We start from the raw sequence: 17,459 nt of genomic DNA, 5'->3' as shown, positions 1-17,459 counted from the left end.
TTCGCTGAACAAGCGGACCGTACAGACGTTATTTACTCGATTTTCGCTTATATTGAGTTTTCACGGACTCAGAGGACGTTATTCCTGCGTTTTCCATTCATTTCGAGTTTTCGCGGACTCAGAGGACCTTATTCGCTCGTTAACTAGTGATTGTTGAGCATAATACTATCAATAGCGTTCTGTGTGTCCTCTTAACTCTCAAAGTGTTGGTTTATAACTAATTAGCGTACTGTGTGTCCGCTCGTTTGCGCACTATTGTGCTTATGCGGCGTAACAAAGCCAATAGTAGTTTTAATGTGCGTCGCATGGAGCTTATGCCACATTCGCTACCCAACTCAGCAATCTGCGCTATGCTCATTCAACACATTGTAGCCAATTTGCTACACTAGCGGACTGTAAGGACGTTATTTCTGCGATTTCCGCTTATATTGAGTTTTTGCGGACTCAGAGGACCTTATTCGCTCGTTCACTAGTGAATGTTGAGCATAATACTATCAATAGCGTTCTGTGTGTCCTCTTAACTCTCAAAGTGTTGATTTATAACTAATTAGCGTTCTGTGTGTCCGCTCACATCTTAATATGCTCGTTTGTGATTACATTCGCAACTTGTATGTACGCGCTCTCTTTTTACCGCTTGCGATTTCTAGTATTTGTACGTCTACGAGATCATGTAAAATCCGCCTTGTATGTCGATCGCATATCCGTAAGTGATCAGCAAGTTCGAACGGTGTAATCGGTCGCAAAAGTCGTCGAGTAAATCTCACGGTTTCAGCTTCCAACCACGACAAGTTTTCAGGCACATTCGATGCCATATATTTACCTATAAATGAGAGCACTAATTGTTGACATTGCTGTGGCTCATCCACAATTGAAGGATAGGCAATCGGTAAAAAAGTCCAACCATCTAGTGCCAGCAAACAATGTCGTCGACATAAATCTTTAAAACGCCACACATCCAGATCTCGTGCATGAGGGCCATAGCCTTGAATCTCAATACCACCTTTTACGCCACCAGGCATATATGCCAAATCCAAATAACGATAGCCATTATTAAAGTCACGAACCTCCCACTCTGGAAACAAATGATTCAAGTTTCCGACAGCAGGAAACCATACTGATCGGAGAAACTCAACAGTACCATGACCCAGCCCCTTATGTAATATTTCTAATCTTCTTGGGTTTTTCTCAGTTCTAATATTTTCCGCTAACCACTCTTCATATTGCTTTGTAAAACGATCCATAACATTCGCCTCCTTCTATTTGTAAATTAGCCAGATTCCTGATTGTTTTTCTAATACAAACAAAAAGCCGCTCCTACACAATAAACTTCCAAATCAACTGATCTGGATATTCATTGTATAGAAGCGGCGTGTGCTTCACGACCTTATTCAGTCATTATAACGCTAACCATTAAAACCATCAATCACAAAATCAAGACTGATTTCAGCCGTGTTATGCTTCCATCAATTAATTTCACTAAAGCAATGTAAGTTCGCTCGAACACTAGTGTGCTTCCTCAAGCTAACTGCCATTCACATGTTAGTGTGCTGATGCAACTTCAGCTACCCAACTCAGCATTCTTCTGCTAAGTACATTCAGTTCGTTGAGTACATTCAGTTCGTCAAGTACATTCAGTACGTTAAGTACATTGCGAAACATCCACAACACTTAGCAAATCAATCCATGAAACTAGCGGACTGTAGGGACGTTATTCCTGCGATTTCCACTCATATCGAGTTTTCGCGGACTCAGAGGACCTTTTTCGCTCGTTCACTAGTGAATGTTGAGCATAATACTATCAATAGCGTACTGTGTGTCCTCTTAACTCTCAAAGTGTTGGTTTTTAACTAATTAGCGTACTGTGTGTCCGCTCGTTTGCGCACTATTGTGCTTATGCAGCGTAACAAAGCCAATAGTAGTTTTAATGTGCGTCGCATGGAGCTTATGCCACATATGCTACCCAACTCAGCAATCTGCGCTAAGCTCATTCTACACATTGTAGTCAATTCATTACACTAGCGGACTGTAAGGACGTTATTTCTGCGTTTTCCATTCATTTCGAGTTTTCGCGGACTCAGAGGACCTTATTCGCTCGTTCACTAGTGAATGTTGAGCATAATACTATCAATAGCGTTCTGTGTGTCCTCTTAACTCTTAATGTGTTGGTTTTTAACTAATTAGCGTACTGTGTGTCCGCTCGTTCGCACACTAGTGCGCTTATGCAGCGTAACAAAGCCAATAGTAGTTTTAATGTGCGTCGCATGGAGCTTATGCCACATATGCTACCCAACTCAGCAATCTGCGCTAAGCTCATTCTACACATTGTAGTCAATTCATTACACTAGCGGACTGTAAGGACGTTATTCCTGCGTTTTCCAATCATATCGAGTTTTCGCGGACTCAGAGGACCTTATTCGCTCGTTCACTAGTGAATGTTGAGCATAATACTATCAATAGCGTTCTGTGTGTCCTCTTAACTCTCAAAGTGTTGATTTATAACTAATTAGCGTACTGTGTGTCCGCTCGTTCGCACACTATTGTGCTTATGCGGCGTAACAAAGCCAATAGTAGTTTTAATGTGCGTCGCATGGAGCTTATGCCACATTCGCTACCCAACTCAGCAATCTGCGCTAAGCTCATTCTACACATTGTAGTCAATTCACTACATTAGCGGACTGTAAGGACGTTATTCCTGCGTTTTCCACTCATATCGAGTTTTCGCGGACTCAGAGGACCTTATTCGCTCGTTCACTAGTGAATGTTGAGCATAATACTATCAATAACGTTCTGTGTGTCCTCTTACATCGTAAAGTGTTGGTTTTCAACTAATTAGCGTACTGTGTGTCCGCTCGTTCGCACACTAGTGCGCCTATACCAAACATGCACGCGCCCGCACCCTATTATACCGATTTCGAACTAATTGACGGTTCGCGTATATATGTGATTATAAGCTTTGCTTGATCTCTTCAAGCAATGTGCGGCAACCCGCTTCCACTAACTCATATACATACTCAAAGTTACCTGTGTAATATGGATCAGGTACTTCAGTAACGTCCGCACCAGCAACTAAAGACATAAACGTAATCACTTTACCTTTAGCTCCTTCTGCTTTTGCTGTATTGAAGACTGACTGTACATCCTTCAAGTTTTGATCATCCATACATACGATATATTGAAAATCCACCTCGTCTGAACCACTAATTTGACGAGCCTTCATACCTGTATATGAAATTTTTCTTCCATCTAATAGCTCTCTTGTTCCTTCGTGAGGTTCTTTTCCAACATGCCAATCCCCTGTGCCAGCAGAATCAACTTCAATCACATCAGATAGCTTCTCTTCCGCAACAAAATGACGCATAACAGCTTCTGCCATCGGTGATCTGCAAATATTACCAAGGCATACGAATAAAACTTTTGTTTTCCTAGTCAAGTTAGTACCCCTTTTCTATTCATTAATCCTATCTATCATAGACGAAAGAATGCTTATGGACAACCTTGAGCCTTTATTTTAACTCATCATCTAACGGAATAAATAATTTTTCTAGACCATTTTACCATTGACGCTTGATTTCAGTGATAGTGTTAAATTAAACATGGTCTGCCGAAACATGACTTTTTCGCGCAATTCCATTATATTAATGTATAGTGCAGGGCAAACGATTATCTACAATCAAAAGAAAGCTCTTGCCCTGAAGTATAGAAGTATCATTTTCCCGCATGAAAGGAACTCATTATCATGAATTCAAATATCAGCATCATCTGCAGTGGTGGCCAGCTCGGTCAATGGGCACTACCATACATAGACCAACAATATTATCTTATTGGAGCCGATCGCGGTGCTCAGTTTCTAATTGAAAACGGCTTTACTCCGAGTATTGCTATCGGCGATTTTGATTCGGTAACGAAGGAGCAATATCGCAACATTGAACAAAAAAGCAAAGATATACTTAGCTTCGATGCCATTGATAAAGATTATACCGATACGGAACTGTCGTTTCTCCATGCTATCGAGCGTGGTAGCAGCGAAATTATTTTACTAGGCGGACTCGGCACTAGATTTGATCATTCATTAGGTAATATTCAACTTTTGTCGTTAGCACTGAAAAAAGGTATGAAAGCTAGTTTAATCGATGCTCATAACCGCATACAACTGATGAATGACAAGTTATACGTTGAGCGCGAACAATTTGAATATATTTCTCTCCTACCCTACTCCGATGTCGTCACTGGCATTACGCTCGATGGATTCATGTACCCTCTGCATAATGCCACAATCGAAAAAGGTGAATCGATCGGAGTCAGCAACAAGCTTATTGATCGTACAGGATCGATCCAGATTACGACTGGACAATTATTAGTCATTCAATCGAATGATTGATTTAGATTCGAAACAAAGCGCTAATCAAAATAAACTTAGTCCATCTGATCACCTCTTGTTAATTATCATTGTAATGTCTATAACAACAAACAACCGATTAAGCCACTATAGCTTAATTGGTTGTTTGTTCTGTGCGTATTGAACATGCTCAGGTAAATGAACGCTGTCCCTCACATCAATATGATGCGATAAATGTGTTAATCTCACTTGCTTCGGCTGCCATAATTCAATACATTCCAATATTTCCATGACATCGTATAATGATCGCGTCTCGATTGGAAATGGTTCTTTATAGAAGCTCGTACCGATAATAAGCAGATCAAGATCGAATAACGGCTTCTGCTGCTCTTCCGTTAAAGCAATAGAATCAGGACAGTACACCCAGTTAATCCGTTCTAACTGATGCTCGAAGCGGAACCCATATGAATAGCCATTATGACCATGATTAACCCGCCACACCGACAAGTTCCAATCTGCGAATGTATAACCCTCATCAAGCGTAATAAATTGAACTTTATTAGAAATCCAAGGAAACCGCTCTTTAATTACATCCAACACTTCTGCCGCCGCATATAAATACGCTGGGAGATCAACATAACGACATTGATCATACCATTGTGGCAAACCACCAATATGATCGAAGTGTGCATGTGTAATAAGCATATGCTGCACAAACCGCTCATTAGCCTGCTCCATCTGCACATACCAGTCTGGTCCACAATCGATCCATAACGGCGCGTGGTTGGTCAGAAACAGCTGAACGCTCGGACGTAATCTGCGATTTATGCCTTCATCCGATCTAGCCTCAGCACAAACATTACACTCACAATAAAGTCTTGGCACACCATGAGCATCACTTGTCCCGCGAAAATAAATATCCATAAGCTACTTCCTTTGCTTAAATTGTAACGTAATTGACGTACCAATATTGTGCAGACTGAATACTTCTACTTTACCTTCATGTAGATCGATGATCCGTTTCGCAATAGCAAGCCCTAGACCTACACCACCGGTCGTTCTCGCCCTTGCACCATCCACGCGATAAAACCGTTCAAATAGATGCGGTATTTCATTTTCAGGGATACCGATTCCTTTGTCCTTCACTTCAATCCGCACAATACCTTTATTTTGCGACACAGAAATATCAATCGTATCTTTGGAATACTTCAGCGCGTTATCGACAAGAATAACGAGAAGCTGTTGAATTTTATCTCTATCTCCGACCATTTTCACATTATGAGATAATGCTTTCACACGAATGGATCGTTGAAATGTCGTTTCCATCATCGTAGCAATCTCATCTACTACGGGAATGACATCAAACGTATCTAACGACAACCAATCCTCTTGTTCAGCTTCGGCAAGAGTTAGCATTGATTTCGTTAATGTTTGTAATCTAATCGTCTCTCTAGCTATAGCGTCAATCGCCTCTGTACGCACACTTTCATCGTTCGCACCCCAACGCTTCAATATATTGGCATAGCTTGAGATAACGGTAAGTGGTGTTTTCAATTCATGCGACGCATCCGCCACGAAAAACTTCTGGCGCTCATAGGTACGATCAAGACGGTCGATCATCTGATTAAATGCACGTATTAGTTGTTGTAACTCTGCAGATTCTTCTCTTTCACCAAGTTCAATCTTGCGTAGCTTACCACTCCGATCGATTTCACGCATCGTAGTGACCATCTGAGAAATCGGCTCTGTTAAGCGAGAGGTAAACCAGTATGTACCAAAAATTGCAAACAATATCGCGCCACCACTCGTTACACTTAGCGCGGCAATTAAAATTTGTAAATAGTCATCCAATTCATCGAGTATTCGATTAACTTCCATCATCGCAATAACGTTACCATCTTCATACAACGGAACCCGTGTATAAATAATTCGCTCACCACTTTTGGTGTACATCCCAGAATGACGATATTGACTATACTCTGCAGGTAATTCTAATAATATCGCATTAGATCCAGTAATATTAACAACACGATTATTCGGACTAATAATCCGTATCATCTCATTTACATTGTAATATTCATTAAGTAGTTCGGCGGTATTCAATCCCCTACCACTCTGGATTCGCGGATTTTCGAGGATGAGCTTCACCTTATTAGAGATGATCTCCTCCTCGCTTTCTGTCGTAATTTTGATGACATAGTAGTAAACGAATAGATTAAAAAATATTAAAATTAAGATCAGCCAAAATATGGTGAATAAAGTAAACCTTTTACGTAAAGTCATCAATCCGGCTCCTTGATCATATATCCTACTCCACGAACTGTGTGAATGAGCTTATAGCGGTATCCTTTGTCGAGTTTTTGCCGCAAATAACGAATATATACATCAACTAGATTAGTTTCACCGATGAAATCATAGCCCCAAACTTCAGACAATATTTCTTCACGAGATTTCTCTTCGTTGACATTTTCAACTAAAAATACGAGTAATTCAAATTCTCGTGGCGTTAACTCAATCATATTTTCTTTGCGAGTCACTTTACGAGACCTTAATTCGATCGTTAAATCTCCTAAAGTTATAATATCTGAGCCTTCAGCATCCTTTGGCTTCTGTTGGAATATTCGTAAAATATTACGTACCCGCGCTAACAATTCTTCAACTGCAAATGGTTTCGTAATATAATCATTGGCTCCATGTTCAAAGCCACTTACTTTATCAGGAACCGTGTCTCTAGCCGTTAATAATATGATCGGTATAAGATTACCAGACTGCCTTACTTGTCGTAACACTTCTATCCCACTCATCTTAGGAAGCATTACATCTAATAAAACGAGCTGGTACTCGCCAGTATTAATCATCTCATAGCCCATCTTACCATCACTAGCAAGACCGACTTCATAGCCTTCATGTTCAAGTTCTAATTGTAAAATACGGGCTATACCCGCCTCATCTTCAACGACTAATATTTTATCATTCATTGCTTGCACCACCTTATATTCTAGGTACTTTCATCATAAAGGAAGCAAGGTCAATAATGCAAGCTAGTCTACACGCTCAAGCGACAAATCGATCATTTTAATTAATGGCATTAACTTATTTTTAAACTTTTTCAACACTTTAGTTCTACCACTTAACCAATGCCGACTCCACATCTCGCTATAGACGTCTTCCGTTGATAGCATTGCAATAGAATACACTTCCCGACGATTATTCAGTAGGTTCCATGCTTTGCGCCCACTAAAATGACAGTCTTTATTATTAATCCACGTATACGTTATATTATATTTTTCTAATATAGCAAGTAAGCGCTGGATGTTGCGAAAGTTCCTCTCATTACTTACAATAATTGCTGGATCACATACGAGGACGACATAACTCAATTGTTCACGAATTTGCTCGACTAATTCAGCACTCCACCCACTCGAAAAATCGATTACTTGAACATCTGCTGAGCTATCCTTACTAATTCTTCTTACAAATGAATCCGTAGCATCACAGCTGTTCGTATCCATCGCACTGTGGAATATATGATGCTCGATGAGATCAATCATTACCTCCTTATAGTACGGATCGATTTCCTTCATCGCTGGATTAGACTCCGCAAGCTGCTTCTGCACAATGGGAATACTTTCTAGACAAGCGGATGGTCCACAAAACTCAATCAGTTTCACACGTTCGTGTAATGCGTAGTGCTGAGCAAGTAACATCGCGATTGTCGTCGCACCAGCTTGTGAATGAAGAGAGAACACTGCGATTGATTTGCTCCTCTGAGCATTGTATAGTGGTTGCTTAACTGAATAAGTGTCTTGCGGAGAAGAATGTCGAGAAGCTAACCGAAGCAATTGTGTCTTCACTTGTGAAGCTTGTACGATTCTATATTGTGGGTCAGGCTGCAAACAGTGTAGAATTAGATGCCGTAGCGCAATTGGAATATGAGCCAATTCACGTTTAATAATATATTCTATTTGTTGTAAATCAAACTGATTCGCTAGTTGTTTCCCCTCGCTACATAAAAAGTAGAGTATACAACCAAAGCTATATAGATCACTTCGCTCATCTGTCGGTATCCCTTTCATCTGCTCGGGTGCAGCAAATCCGGGGGTACCCAGTGCGATAGTAGGCTGCACCCGATGCGTGCGATGTCGCTTACTTATACCAAAATCAATTAATTTGACATGTCCATTTCGGCAAATCATTATATTCGTTGGTTTAATATCTCGATGTATAATAGCGGGAGACTGTTCATGTAAATATTGAATTGCTTCAATCAGTTCGATGCTCATCGATAATATAAGTTCGTAAGATAGTGGAAACTTTTGCTCTACACAAAACTGATCAAGCTGTTGACCTTCGATCCATTCCATTACGATGATCTCATTGTGCTGTTCATTAGCATGAAAATGATCATAAATCATCGGCAAGCCTTGATGTTGAAGCAATGTTAGCAACTTAGCTTCGGACTCTCTCACAGTAGTAAATCTCGTACGTTCCTGTAACTCCGGCTTTAATACCTTCATCGCTCTAATCATTCCCTCTAGCCTAAGATCACGTACTCTATATAGCTGACCCATCCCTCCTTCTGCAACATATTCTGCTACACTATAACGATCTTGAATAACAGTACCTAACGCTAAAGGTTTCATCGCAATCTCCTCCATTTTACTAAAGCTAGCGCCCATGCTCGCCGCATAAGTCCATGTTCACCGCACCAAAAAAAAGCATTCCACCGCCGTTTAGGCAGTAGAATGCTTTTCTACAACACATTATCTAGTTTTAATATGCAATAACTTATTTTGTTCTATTATACAATAACAATCACCATTGTTTAACCATTTTTCTGAATCAACAATGTAATTTCATCACGATTATGGAAAAGTTGTTTTGCTTGTAATACATTATAACCCGAACCTAATCTTTCCTTCACTTCTCGAATACTTTGCATAACTTTTTTGTTCATTAGTTTTAACGTAATGACGCCGTAAGAATAAGGCTTTAATGCAGGACGTAATCCAATTACTAATTTACTCATTAACAATGGATTCCAGCTCATATCACATACAATAAGATCAAAGCTAGCTTTCGGAAGCTTAACATCTGAGGCATTCATTTTCAGATGAGTTAGCGCTGGATGACGCATAACTTGCTCATCCAATACCGCTGGATCAATAGCTGTTACTTTCAAGCCTCGCTCTAACAGCAAACTACTCCAGCCTCCAGGAGCAGCGCCAACGTCGATTGCTTGTTTGAATAATGACAGATCCAGTCCAAATACTTTCTCCGCCTCAAGCAGCTTGAACTTGGCACGAGAAGCTTGTCCTTCCTCACGTTGGAAACGGATCGCACCACCAGGCCAATCTGAACGCATCTCTTCCACCGTTCCAAAACCAACATAAAGATGAGAATGATGTGCATAAATCGCAATAATAAGATCAGGGTTTTGTAAAACTAGCTGCCCACCCGCTTCTACAATTGCTGCTTCCATAACCTCTTTAATCTCTGCCTTCGTGTTAACAAGCAAGCTGTCACGGCTTGTACGAATATGGATCGAAATTTGTTTGTCAGAAATTGAAGATTCAATATAAGAAATCATCTGAACAAGCTGCTCTACATCTGAAGCTTGTCCTGTTAATGCATATTCACGATCAATAGGTTGTACATGTCTTAAAAAGATAAGTTCCGAAGTGGACAACTGCTGCCCGACCTCATCACTTTCCATCGGTATATCGAATAAAAACACTTCACCAGGTACAAGCTGTGTGAAATGAATCGTTGTAAATGTTCTGCGCAGTTCCTCCATTGCATATGGGGAAAAGTTTTTATTGGATGTACCTATCCACTTACTCATGTTTTGCCTCTTTCATCGTTCAATTTGATTTTTTGTTAATGTCATCAATAACTTGTTGAGGCATGGCTCTGCCGAACAGTTCAACATCAGCTGGTATCGATTCCTTCAAAGCTTCATACATTTGTTCACGACCAAACATACTCGATGTGTGCAAATAGATCGTCCTTGGAAATTTACCTGTTGCAATAAGATGCCGAACGACTTCATAACCCGTTGGTTGATTCCAACCAAGATCAAAATCTAAAGATAGTATATCGATCTTTTCCATATCAATTAACATTTTACACTCAGCCGCATCTTTTGCAAGTACGAAACCTGTAGGACATTTGCGGAAATCATCTAAATAGACATGAATCATATGATAGTCTCCTTTATACTATTACCAAGTTTTGTACTTATCAATGAAGCAGCTCATTCATTATTGCTGACAATTTGGACATATATAGCTTTTTTGCTTTGCTACAACAATGTGCTGGATTGGCTCTGAGCAGACGTGACATGCCTCACCTTCACGTTGATAGACTTGTAACTTGTCAATATAGCTCCCTGTAAATGAGTCCTGCGCAAACAATGCTTGCTCCCTAGACCCACCATCAGCAATTGCATTTTTCATGATCGTTTGCAGCGCTGTATATAATGCTTCACCCTCGGATGCTGTTAACGTATTTGCTTTACGATTAGGCATCAGGCGCGCTGCAAACAATATTTCATCACTATAGATTGCTCCAATTCCCGTCATTAACGTGGCATCGAGCAGTAGTGTTTTCAAATAATTACGTTTTTTCCCTAATACAAGTTGCAGCGCACTCAATGTAAAGCGCTTATCAAGCGGGTCTGGTCCACATATTTTCAGTTGGTCATCTACTTCCCGAACCGTTAGCAATTGAACAGCTTCATCCGCAAGATCGTAGAAAGCAACGTAGCGATTATTAAAGTACAATACCAAATGCGCACCTGATTTCAATGCTTCGCCAGATTCGCCACCATAAAAACGGCTTCCTTCTTGTAAATAAATCATTAGACGCTTGCCCGTATCAAGATGTAAGATCAGATGACCTGCTCGGCGTTCGACAAACCATATCGTCGCGTGCACTAATGCATCGGTTAGTCTTGTTTTTTTACCTACTAATACTTTACTATTTACAACGATTTTCGTTATTGGAGCTCCTGCATACTTTTCAGCTAACACAGCGCGTATAACATCTAATTCTGGTAATTCGTACATGCTTGAAATCCTCCCTATCATGTTCCAAGAACATTACATCTACTCTATTCTATTTGGTGATAAATTTGATCAAATAATAATATTAGTCCTTCATCAAAAACTGTTGGAAGTCATATATCGTTTCGAAAATATAATCAGCATCGCATCCAGCCTGCTCCGTATAGTATGACTTATTATTAGCATTCGTTAACCCTGTATATAATAACACAGTACCACAACCAGAATGAACACCCGCTGCAATATCAGTAGACATATTATCACCAACTACTAACGCTTCATGTGCTTCAATGCCAAGCTGAGACAGTGCATAGTGAACAAGAATTTTCGATGGCTTGCCAATAACAATCGGCTGCTTGCCAGATGAAGCTTGTAACATCGCGCCTATTGATCCCGCTCCAGGAATGAAGCCTCCATTGGCAGGTAGTAACAAATCTGGATTCGTCATAATGAATGTTGCACCTTCGCGAATGAGAGTAATCGCTTGGGTAGCCTTTTCATAATTGAACGACTTATCTATTCCTTGAACGACATAATCTGGATTCTGATCTGTAATTTCGATTCCAGCATCTAACAATGCATTCCGTAAGCCGTACTCACCAATGATAAAAGCTTTTGGTCGACTCGGACCACATTGCTTGGCTATATAATGTGCTGTAGCTTGAGCAGACGTGCATATATGTTCAGCATTTGCAGAAATACCCATTGTGTTCAATCGCTCGGCAACTTGCTGTGCCGTCGCCGAAGAATTATTCGTAACGAATCGATATAGCCAATTATGCTCCTGCAAATATGTTATGAATTGACTTGCACCTTCGATTGGCGAATCGCCATGATACATCGTACCATCCAAATCAATAAGCAATGCTTTATATTTGTTATGCATAGCTGTCATTTTATCCTTCTCCTATTATATGAACAGATCATAAAGATGCTATTCAATTAATACTGTTCTTAAAATTAATTTATTTCATTAATATTCAAGATAACATAATAATTCATTTCTTTACAGAGAAAAAAAGCTAATGGCAGGAAAACCCTAGCATTAGCTCTACGTTACTATCTAATTATCGCCTTTTTTCGCTATCCTCGTCAAACGTTTGCGGATCGCCTCGATTTGTTGCTGTTCATTACGCAGTTTGCGCCGGGCATAATTCACATAGTTCAATGATGCCTCCAAAGCGATCGTTGCATAATGATAAGCTTTATCATATTGCTTCGTCTTATGCTCATAATACATTGAAAGTTCAATCGCTGCATCAATCTCATCCCGCTGTGGAAATTTACCGATATGTTCAACCATTCGATGCCAAAGTAACAGTGCTCGAGACATATGCCGTTGCTTCTTATCTCGCATAGCTAGCAGCATTAACGTATTGGAGGCGGTAGTCGGAACATGTACTGCCATCGTATATAATTGTTCGGAATAAGTAGTTAACCCCATCTTTTCTAACCAAAGACCTGTCCGAACCATCTCCTCTGGCTCTGATGGCTGCTGTACATAACGAGTAATTTCTGTATCACTTAACAAATGAGCAAAACGCGTTGCCAATGAGACTAATGATAGCATATCAATTTCATTATGAAGAAATACACCTTCTAATATTGATGGATTGCCATCTGCCAAATATTCGAAATACAATCTAGGCGCTTCTGAGCCAGGTACATCTTCAACTCGCGTAATTCCTAAGCGCATCTCCTCGATATGACTAAGCTTGCAGGACTCTAACGTATTACGCCATAAACTGCGCGAAGGGTGTAGCAAGTCAATATGAAGCGGCTCCCATATTTCTTGACGCATCCCATTCATAACGTAGCGACTATGTACCAATGGCCAGTCAAAGCTTTTACCGTTATATGAAATTAGATGAGTATAGCGTTTTGTTAGATGATGTAAATACGCAAGCATCGCTCGCTCTTCCGCAGGATGACGAATTAATGCTTGCTGAACGATAAGTTCATTATTATCCCAAAAGGCAAGTCCAATCATAAATGGTATATTACCTGCACCAATGCCAAGTCCTGTCGTCTCCAAATCGAGAAATAAAATATTTTCTGAATGTGCTTGATGCTCTGGGAAGAAGGATTGAAGATGATGAGCAACTTGCGGCCACTCCTCTAGTCGATGCATGCCGTGATAATGAGTGCTGGCATATCGATGCGTACGCATTAAAAACTCACCATGCTCATTTCTTACGACATGTACATCAAGCGCACTCCACTGCTCTGCATATGGTTCTTTCGCTTGGGCAAATTGCTTACTGGCATCGAGTTGTGCTTCTGCTATTTGTTGAACTGCTGCTGCACCTTCATCTTTAGATGCTTCACTTACAATTGTATTGCTACTATTAGTCTGTCCAGCATCATTTTTCCCTTGCAATCGCTGTAGACGAGATTTCAAGCCGCTCATCCAAACCCTCCCTTCATCATTTTGAAATAATATATGCGATGCCGAATAACCTTCGTCAGCATACTCATCGTTATCAAAGCCCGCTTTTTGAACTATCCATTCCAATAAAGGTTCAAAAATCGGGCTTTCGTAAGCCGAGCAGGTGAAGTGTTACTTGAGAAAGGCGGAAGCGCAAGTGTACGTTCCTGGTACACGCGAACCGTACTTTCCAAGTTCGCTTCAGATGCGATGCCGAATAACCTTCGTCAGCATACTCATCGTTATCAAAGCCCGCTTTTTGAACTATCCATTCCAATAAAGGTTCAAAAATCGGGCTTTCAGAACCGAGCAGGTGAAGCGTTACTTGAGAAAGGCGGAAGCGCAAGTGTACGTTCCTGGTACACGCGAACCGTACTTTCCAAGTTCGCTTCAGATGCGATGCCGAATAACCTTCGTCAGCATACTCATCGTTATCAAAGCCCGCTTTTTGAACTATCCATTCCAATAAAGGTTCAAAAATCGGGCTTTCAGAACCGAGCAGGTGAAGCGTTACTTGAGAAAGGCGGAAGCGCAAGTGTACGTTCCTGGTACACGCGAACCGTACTTTCCAAGTTCGCTTCAGATGCGATGCCGAATAACCTTCGTCAGCATACTCATCGTTATCAAAGTGCGCTGTTTTGAACTTCCTCTAAAAGTTGCAACGCAGCTTGTTTACCAATAATACCTACCTCTTCAATCGGACCAACACATGCAGGACAACCACTAATGCACTGACATTGCGTTATTAATTGCTGCGCATTAGCAATAAGCGAAGCATGAATCTCATATAGCCTTTTGCTGAGACCAATGCCACCAGGATATCGATCATAGAAAAAGATTGTTGGTTTCCCCGTGTGTAATGCTTTCACTTGAGGCATAACACGAATATCAAAAGGATCACACATCAGATAAAGCGGAGCTATATTAGATAGTACATTCGATAGACCTAAGAGCGCAGATTGCACCTGTTCCTTCGTCATCGTTGCTAATCGCTCATCGGAGAAAGTAAACCAATAGCTAGCCGTATGCAGCTCTTCCTCTGGTAGATGAATCGGCCCTGATCCAATATTTTCATGAGTGAGCAATCTGATTTTTTTGAAAATAGTTGGCTGTGCATTGACCGTAACTTCACCATAGCATTGCTCTAACTCACCAGTTACTTTCTGTTGATCGATATGAAGCACCTTCAACTCAACAGCGAGATTAGCGTCCGTATAATAATCTACATCTACTTTTCGAACATACGCCTTCTTCTCTTCATAATCTAGTTTTTCAACTTGATATTGAATACCTTCATGAATATAGATCGCTTCTTCATGAATTAATGTCGGTGCGCTAAACCTATCCACTTCACCGATCACCTTATTTTGATTGCTAATATCAATAATAATAAAGTTTTCACCCGCGGCTGAGCGCAGTGATATATTGTGCGCTGGGAATGATTGCTCCATCCAGAACCATCTGTCCCCAGAATAAGTAACCACTTTCTCTTCAGTTAGAAATTCTAACATATCCTCCAAAGATTCCTTGCCAAATTGTTCACCACGCTGGAACGGCAATTCATAGGCTGCACATTTCACATGATCAATTAAAATTAATAAATTATCAGGATCGATCAATGCTCGTTCAGGTGGTCGATTGAAGAAATAATCAGGATTTTGCACCATATATTGATCAAGTGGACTACTACTAGCGACGAGGAAAGTAACCGATACTTCATTACGTCGCCCTGCTCGTCCCGATTGCTGCCAAGTACTGGCGATCGTGCCAGGATATCCATTCAATACACAAGCTTGCAGCTGTCCTATATCAATGCCCAGCTCAAGCGCATTCGTGCTGACAACAGCTTTAATTTCTCCAGAACGCAAGCCCTTTTCAATCTCCCTGCGCAGCTTTGGTAAGTAGCCTCCACGATACCCACGAATCGTATGATCATTCACTTTATGATCCGTTAACTCTTGTAAATAAGTAAGCAGCAGCTCCACACGAACACGACTTCTAGCAAATACGATCGTTTGTAGACCCTGCTTAATGAGCATACTTGCTAGCTTTTTCGTTTCAAGCACACTACTTCTGCGGATGCCGAGCTGTTCATTGACGACAGGCGGATTATAGAAAATAAAGTGCTTCTCACCTGAAGGTGCTCCATTCACATCAACGACATGAACTGGCTTGCCGATGAGACGCGAAGCATGTTCACCAGGGTTATCAATAGTTGCAGAAGCTAATAAAAATTGCGGATTTGAACCATAGAAATGACAAATACGTAACAATCTACGAATAACATTGGCCACATGTGAGCCAAATACGCCTCGATAAGCATGTACTTCATCGATAACGATGAATTTCAAGTTTTCGAATAGCTTTACCCATTTCGTATGATGTGGCAATATAGCAGAATGCAGCATATCTGGATTCGTAACGACAATATGACCAGCATTACGAATCGCTGTGCGAGCGCTCGGTGGCGTATCCCCATCATACGTATTACATTTCAATTCACAATCCATAAGGTCGGCAAATTGCTGCAGCTCCGCCACCTGATCTTGCGCTAATGCCTTCGTTGGAAACATATATAATGCTCTTGACTCTGGATGTTCCACAATTTCTTGCAGAACAGGAAGGTTATAGCATAATGTCTTACCCGATGCCGTTGGCGTAACCGTTACAACATGCATACCACGACTAGCAGCTTCAAATGCATCTCGTTGATGCGTATACAATTCTGTCATCCCTTTACTTTGCAAAGCTTTATATAGTTCAGGATGTAAATCTATTGGTAAACTAACGGAAAAAGCATCTCTTGGTGGAATAACGCGCCATTCCGTTACGTTTTTCATAATTTCAGTTTGATCCTTCAGTCCACGCAGCCATTCCTGCATATCTTTTGCCTTACCTGTCCATTCGTTCATCTAAATTCTCCTTAAGCTCTGCAATGAGCATTTCAATAAACTCGCATAGTTCATTGCATCAATTAGCTTGGCACACCAACCGAATATGAATGTATAGCAACTAAAAATCAGATTTAATAGTTCATAGGCGTAAATTCTAGTTGCAGTTTAGTTACAAAATGACGTTATTATAATAAATCTAGTTTACAGAATATACGTTCGTAATACAATGGAAAAATGTATTATAATCATCATCCGTTTTAGTTTTCGCGTACAAAAAAACGTCGTGGCATCCACGACGTTTTTTTTTTGCAAATGCACTTCATATTCGATATCGAAATTATTGTGTTGAACTTTTTTTGAACTAACTTTAAATAAAAGGTCAAAAAGTCCGCTTTTTGAGTTACGACTTCTCAACATTGAAGTACTGTGCCTCAGGGTGAGCAAACACCATCGCAGATACCGATGCTTCAGGCTCCATCATAAATTCTTCCGTAAGCAACATTCCAATATCCTCAGGAAACCCTTTATATTACGCCATTTCTTTTATTTGATTGTCCAAATTATATCAACAACAGATGGCTTTATCAAGTTTCGTACTATTAATAATACGGTTCGAATCAACTTGAACGCATGTTCGGCGTCTTTCTTAGTCTTACAAACAACTACAAAATCATCTGCGTATCTTGTCAGTTCGCCTACTGCTTTACCATGCCTTTCCCATAATACATCGAAAT

General features: G+C 40.5%; 14 protein-coding genes and 2 pseudogenes. 2 read left to right on the top strand and 14 right to left on the bottom strand.

Translation table 11 applies throughout. From position 1 onward, the window contains the following. Nucleotides 1-593 precede the first annotated feature (593 nt). A complete protein-coding gene (locus tag AC1TPB_RS22250; protein WP_482078490.1) occupies nt 594-1,241 on the bottom strand; it encodes a transcriptional regulator in 648 nt (215 codons plus the stop codon). Between the two features lie 1,703 nt (nt 1,242-2,944). Next, entirely contained in the window at nt 2,945-3,373 is a 429-nt protein-coding gene (locus tag AC1TPB_RS22245) for a low molecular weight protein-tyrosine-phosphatase (protein ID WP_482078522.1), read from the bottom strand. Between the two features lie 363 nt (nt 3,374-3,736). Here AC1TPB_RS22245 and AC1TPB_RS22240 point away from each other — a divergent pair, with 363 nt between their 5' ends. Continuing rightward, complete coding sequence (locus AC1TPB_RS22240; protein WP_482078489.1) at nt 3,737-4,378, top strand: thiamine diphosphokinase; 642 nt, start codon at nt 3,737-3,739, stop codon at nt 4,376-4,378. 105 nt (nt 4,379-4,483) lie between these two features. On the opposite strand, the gene AC1TPB_RS22235 is transcribed toward AC1TPB_RS22240, so the two are convergent. The 9 genes from AC1TPB_RS22235 to AC1TPB_RS22195 all read right to left on the bottom strand — a co-directional run bounded on the left by AC1TPB_RS22235 (nt 4,484) and on the right by AC1TPB_RS22195 (nt 13,918). Then, entirely contained in the window at nt 4,484-5,260 is a 777-nt protein-coding gene (locus tag AC1TPB_RS22235; protein WP_482078488.1) for an MBL fold metallo-hydrolase, read from the bottom strand. 3 nt (nt 5,261-5,263) lie between these two features. Further along, nucleotides 5,264-6,619 (bottom strand): sensor histidine kinase, encoded by a 1,356-nt coding sequence (locus AC1TPB_RS22230; RefSeq protein ID WP_482078487.1) that lies wholly within the window; start codon nt 6,617-6,619, stop codon nt 5,264-5,266. Then, nucleotides 6,619-7,314, bottom strand: a complete 696-nt coding sequence (locus AC1TPB_RS22225; protein ID WP_482078486.1) for a response regulator transcription factor — start codon at nt 7,312-7,314, stop codon at nt 6,619-6,621. Before AC1TPB_RS22225 ends, AC1TPB_RS22230 begins: the two co-directional genes overlap by 1 nt. 63 nt (nt 7,315-7,377) lie before the next feature. Then, on the bottom strand, nt 7,378-8,979 hold the full coding sequence (locus AC1TPB_RS22220) for a serine/threonine protein kinase (RefSeq protein ID WP_482078485.1): 1,602 nt from the start codon (nt 8,977-8,979) through the stop codon (nt 7,378-7,380). A 182-nt stretch (nt 8,980-9,161) separates the two neighbouring features. Then, nucleotides 9,162-10,181, bottom strand: a complete 1,020-nt coding sequence (locus AC1TPB_RS22215) for an SAM-dependent methyltransferase (RefSeq protein ID WP_482078484.1) — start codon at nt 10,179-10,181, stop codon at nt 9,162-9,164. Nucleotides 10,182-10,200: 19 nt separating this feature from the next. Further along, nucleotides 10,201-10,539: a cyclic-phosphate processing receiver domain-containing protein gene (locus AC1TPB_RS22210; protein WP_482078483.1), complete on the bottom strand. Its 339-nt coding sequence runs from the start codon at nt 10,537-10,539 to the stop codon at nt 10,201-10,203. 60 nt (nt 10,540-10,599) lie between these two features. Next, nucleotides 10,600-11,406: an Fpg/Nei family DNA glycosylase gene (locus tag AC1TPB_RS22205; RefSeq protein WP_482078482.1), complete on the bottom strand. Its 807-nt coding sequence runs from the start codon at nt 11,404-11,406 to the stop codon at nt 10,600-10,602. Nucleotides 11,407-11,488: 82 nt separating this feature from the next. Then, nucleotides 11,489-12,298, bottom strand: a complete 810-nt coding sequence (locus tag AC1TPB_RS22200; protein WP_482078481.1) for a TIGR01457 family HAD-type hydrolase — start codon at nt 12,296-12,298, stop codon at nt 11,489-11,491. Nucleotides 12,299-12,466: 168 nt separating this feature from the next. Continuing rightward, a complete protein-coding gene (locus AC1TPB_RS22195) occupies nt 12,467-13,918 on the bottom strand; it encodes a ribonuclease H-like domain-containing protein (RefSeq protein ID WP_482078480.1) in 1,452 nt (483 codons plus the stop codon). 42 nt (nt 13,919-13,960) lie between these two features. On the opposite strand from AC1TPB_RS22195, the gene AC1TPB_RS22190 reads away from it, so the two are divergent. Further along, nucleotides 13,961-14,473: a hypothetical protein gene (locus AC1TPB_RS22190; protein ID WP_482078479.1), complete on the top strand. Its 513-nt coding sequence runs from the start codon at nt 13,961-13,963 to the stop codon at nt 14,471-14,473. On the opposite strand, the gene AC1TPB_RS22185 is transcribed toward AC1TPB_RS22190, so the two are convergent. The 3 genes and pseudogenes from AC1TPB_RS22185 to AC1TPB_RS22175 form a co-directional block, all read right to left on the bottom strand. Next, nucleotides 14,455-16,743: a DEAD/DEAH box helicase gene (locus tag AC1TPB_RS22185; protein ID WP_482078478.1), complete on the bottom strand. Its 2,289-nt coding sequence runs from the start codon at nt 16,741-16,743 to the stop codon at nt 14,455-14,457. The two genes, AC1TPB_RS22190 and AC1TPB_RS22185, sit on opposite strands and share 19 nt — an antisense overlap. Nucleotides 16,744-17,125: 382 nt before the next feature. After that, nucleotides 17,126-17,242: pseudogene (locus AC1TPB_RS22180) on the bottom strand (vitamin B12 dependent-methionine synthase activation domain-containing protein); the annotation flags it as partial. A 26-nt stretch (nt 17,243-17,268) separates the two neighbouring features. Then, nucleotides 17,269-17,459, bottom strand: a pseudogene (locus AC1TPB_RS22175) (group II intron reverse transcriptase/maturase); the annotation flags it as partial.

It is taken from the genome of Paenibacillus sp. Y951 (assembly GCF_056786395.1).
Note: the sequence above shows the minus strand (reverse complement) of the source record. Positions and strands in the feature narration are given on the sequence as shown.

What these genes read in the sequence shown, in the direction of transcription:
- AC1TPB_RS22250 (WP_482078490.1), bottom strand. Translation starts at nt 1,241, where the DNA reads ATGGATCGTTTTACAAAGCAATATGAAGAGTGGTTAGCGGAAAATATT.
- AC1TPB_RS22245 (WP_482078522.1), bottom strand. Translation starts at nt 3,373, where the DNA reads ATGGCAGAAGCTGTTATGCGTCATTTTGTTGCGGAAGAGAAGCTATCT.
- AC1TPB_RS22240 (WP_482078489.1), top strand. Translation starts at nt 3,737, where the DNA reads ATGAATTCAAATATCAGCATCATCTGCAGTGGTGGCCAGCTCGGTCAA.
- AC1TPB_RS22235 (WP_482078488.1), bottom strand. Translation starts at nt 5,260, where the DNA reads ATGGATATTTATTTTCGCGGGACAAGTGATGCTCATGGTGTGCCAAGA.
- AC1TPB_RS22230 (WP_482078487.1), bottom strand. Translation starts at nt 6,619, where the DNA reads ATGACTTTACGTAAAAGGTTTACTTTATTCACCATATTTTGGCTGATC.
- AC1TPB_RS22225 (WP_482078486.1), bottom strand. Translation starts at nt 7,314, where the DNA reads ATGAATGATAAAATATTAGTCGTTGAAGATGAGGCGGGTATAGCCCGT.
- AC1TPB_RS22220 (WP_482078485.1), bottom strand. Translation starts at nt 8,979, where the DNA reads ATGAAACCTTTAGCGTTAGGTACTGTTATTCAAGATCGTTATAGTGTA.
- AC1TPB_RS22215 (WP_482078484.1), bottom strand. Translation starts at nt 10,181, where the DNA reads ATGAGTAAGTGGATAGGTACATCCAATAAAAACTTTTCCCCATATGCA.
- AC1TPB_RS22210 (WP_482078483.1), bottom strand. Translation starts at nt 10,539, where the DNA reads ATGATTCATGTCTATTTAGATGATTTCCGCAAATGTCCTACAGGTTTC.
- AC1TPB_RS22205 (WP_482078482.1), bottom strand. Translation starts at nt 11,406, where the DNA reads ATGTACGAATTACCAGAATTAGATGTTATACGCGCTGTGTTAGCTGAA.
- AC1TPB_RS22200 (WP_482078481.1), bottom strand. Translation starts at nt 12,298, where the DNA reads ATGACAGCTATGCATAACAAATATAAAGCATTGCTTATTGATTTGGAT.
- AC1TPB_RS22185 (WP_482078478.1), bottom strand. Translation starts at nt 16,743, where the DNA reads ATGAACGAATGGACAGGTAAGGCAAAAGATATGCAGGAATGGCTGCGT.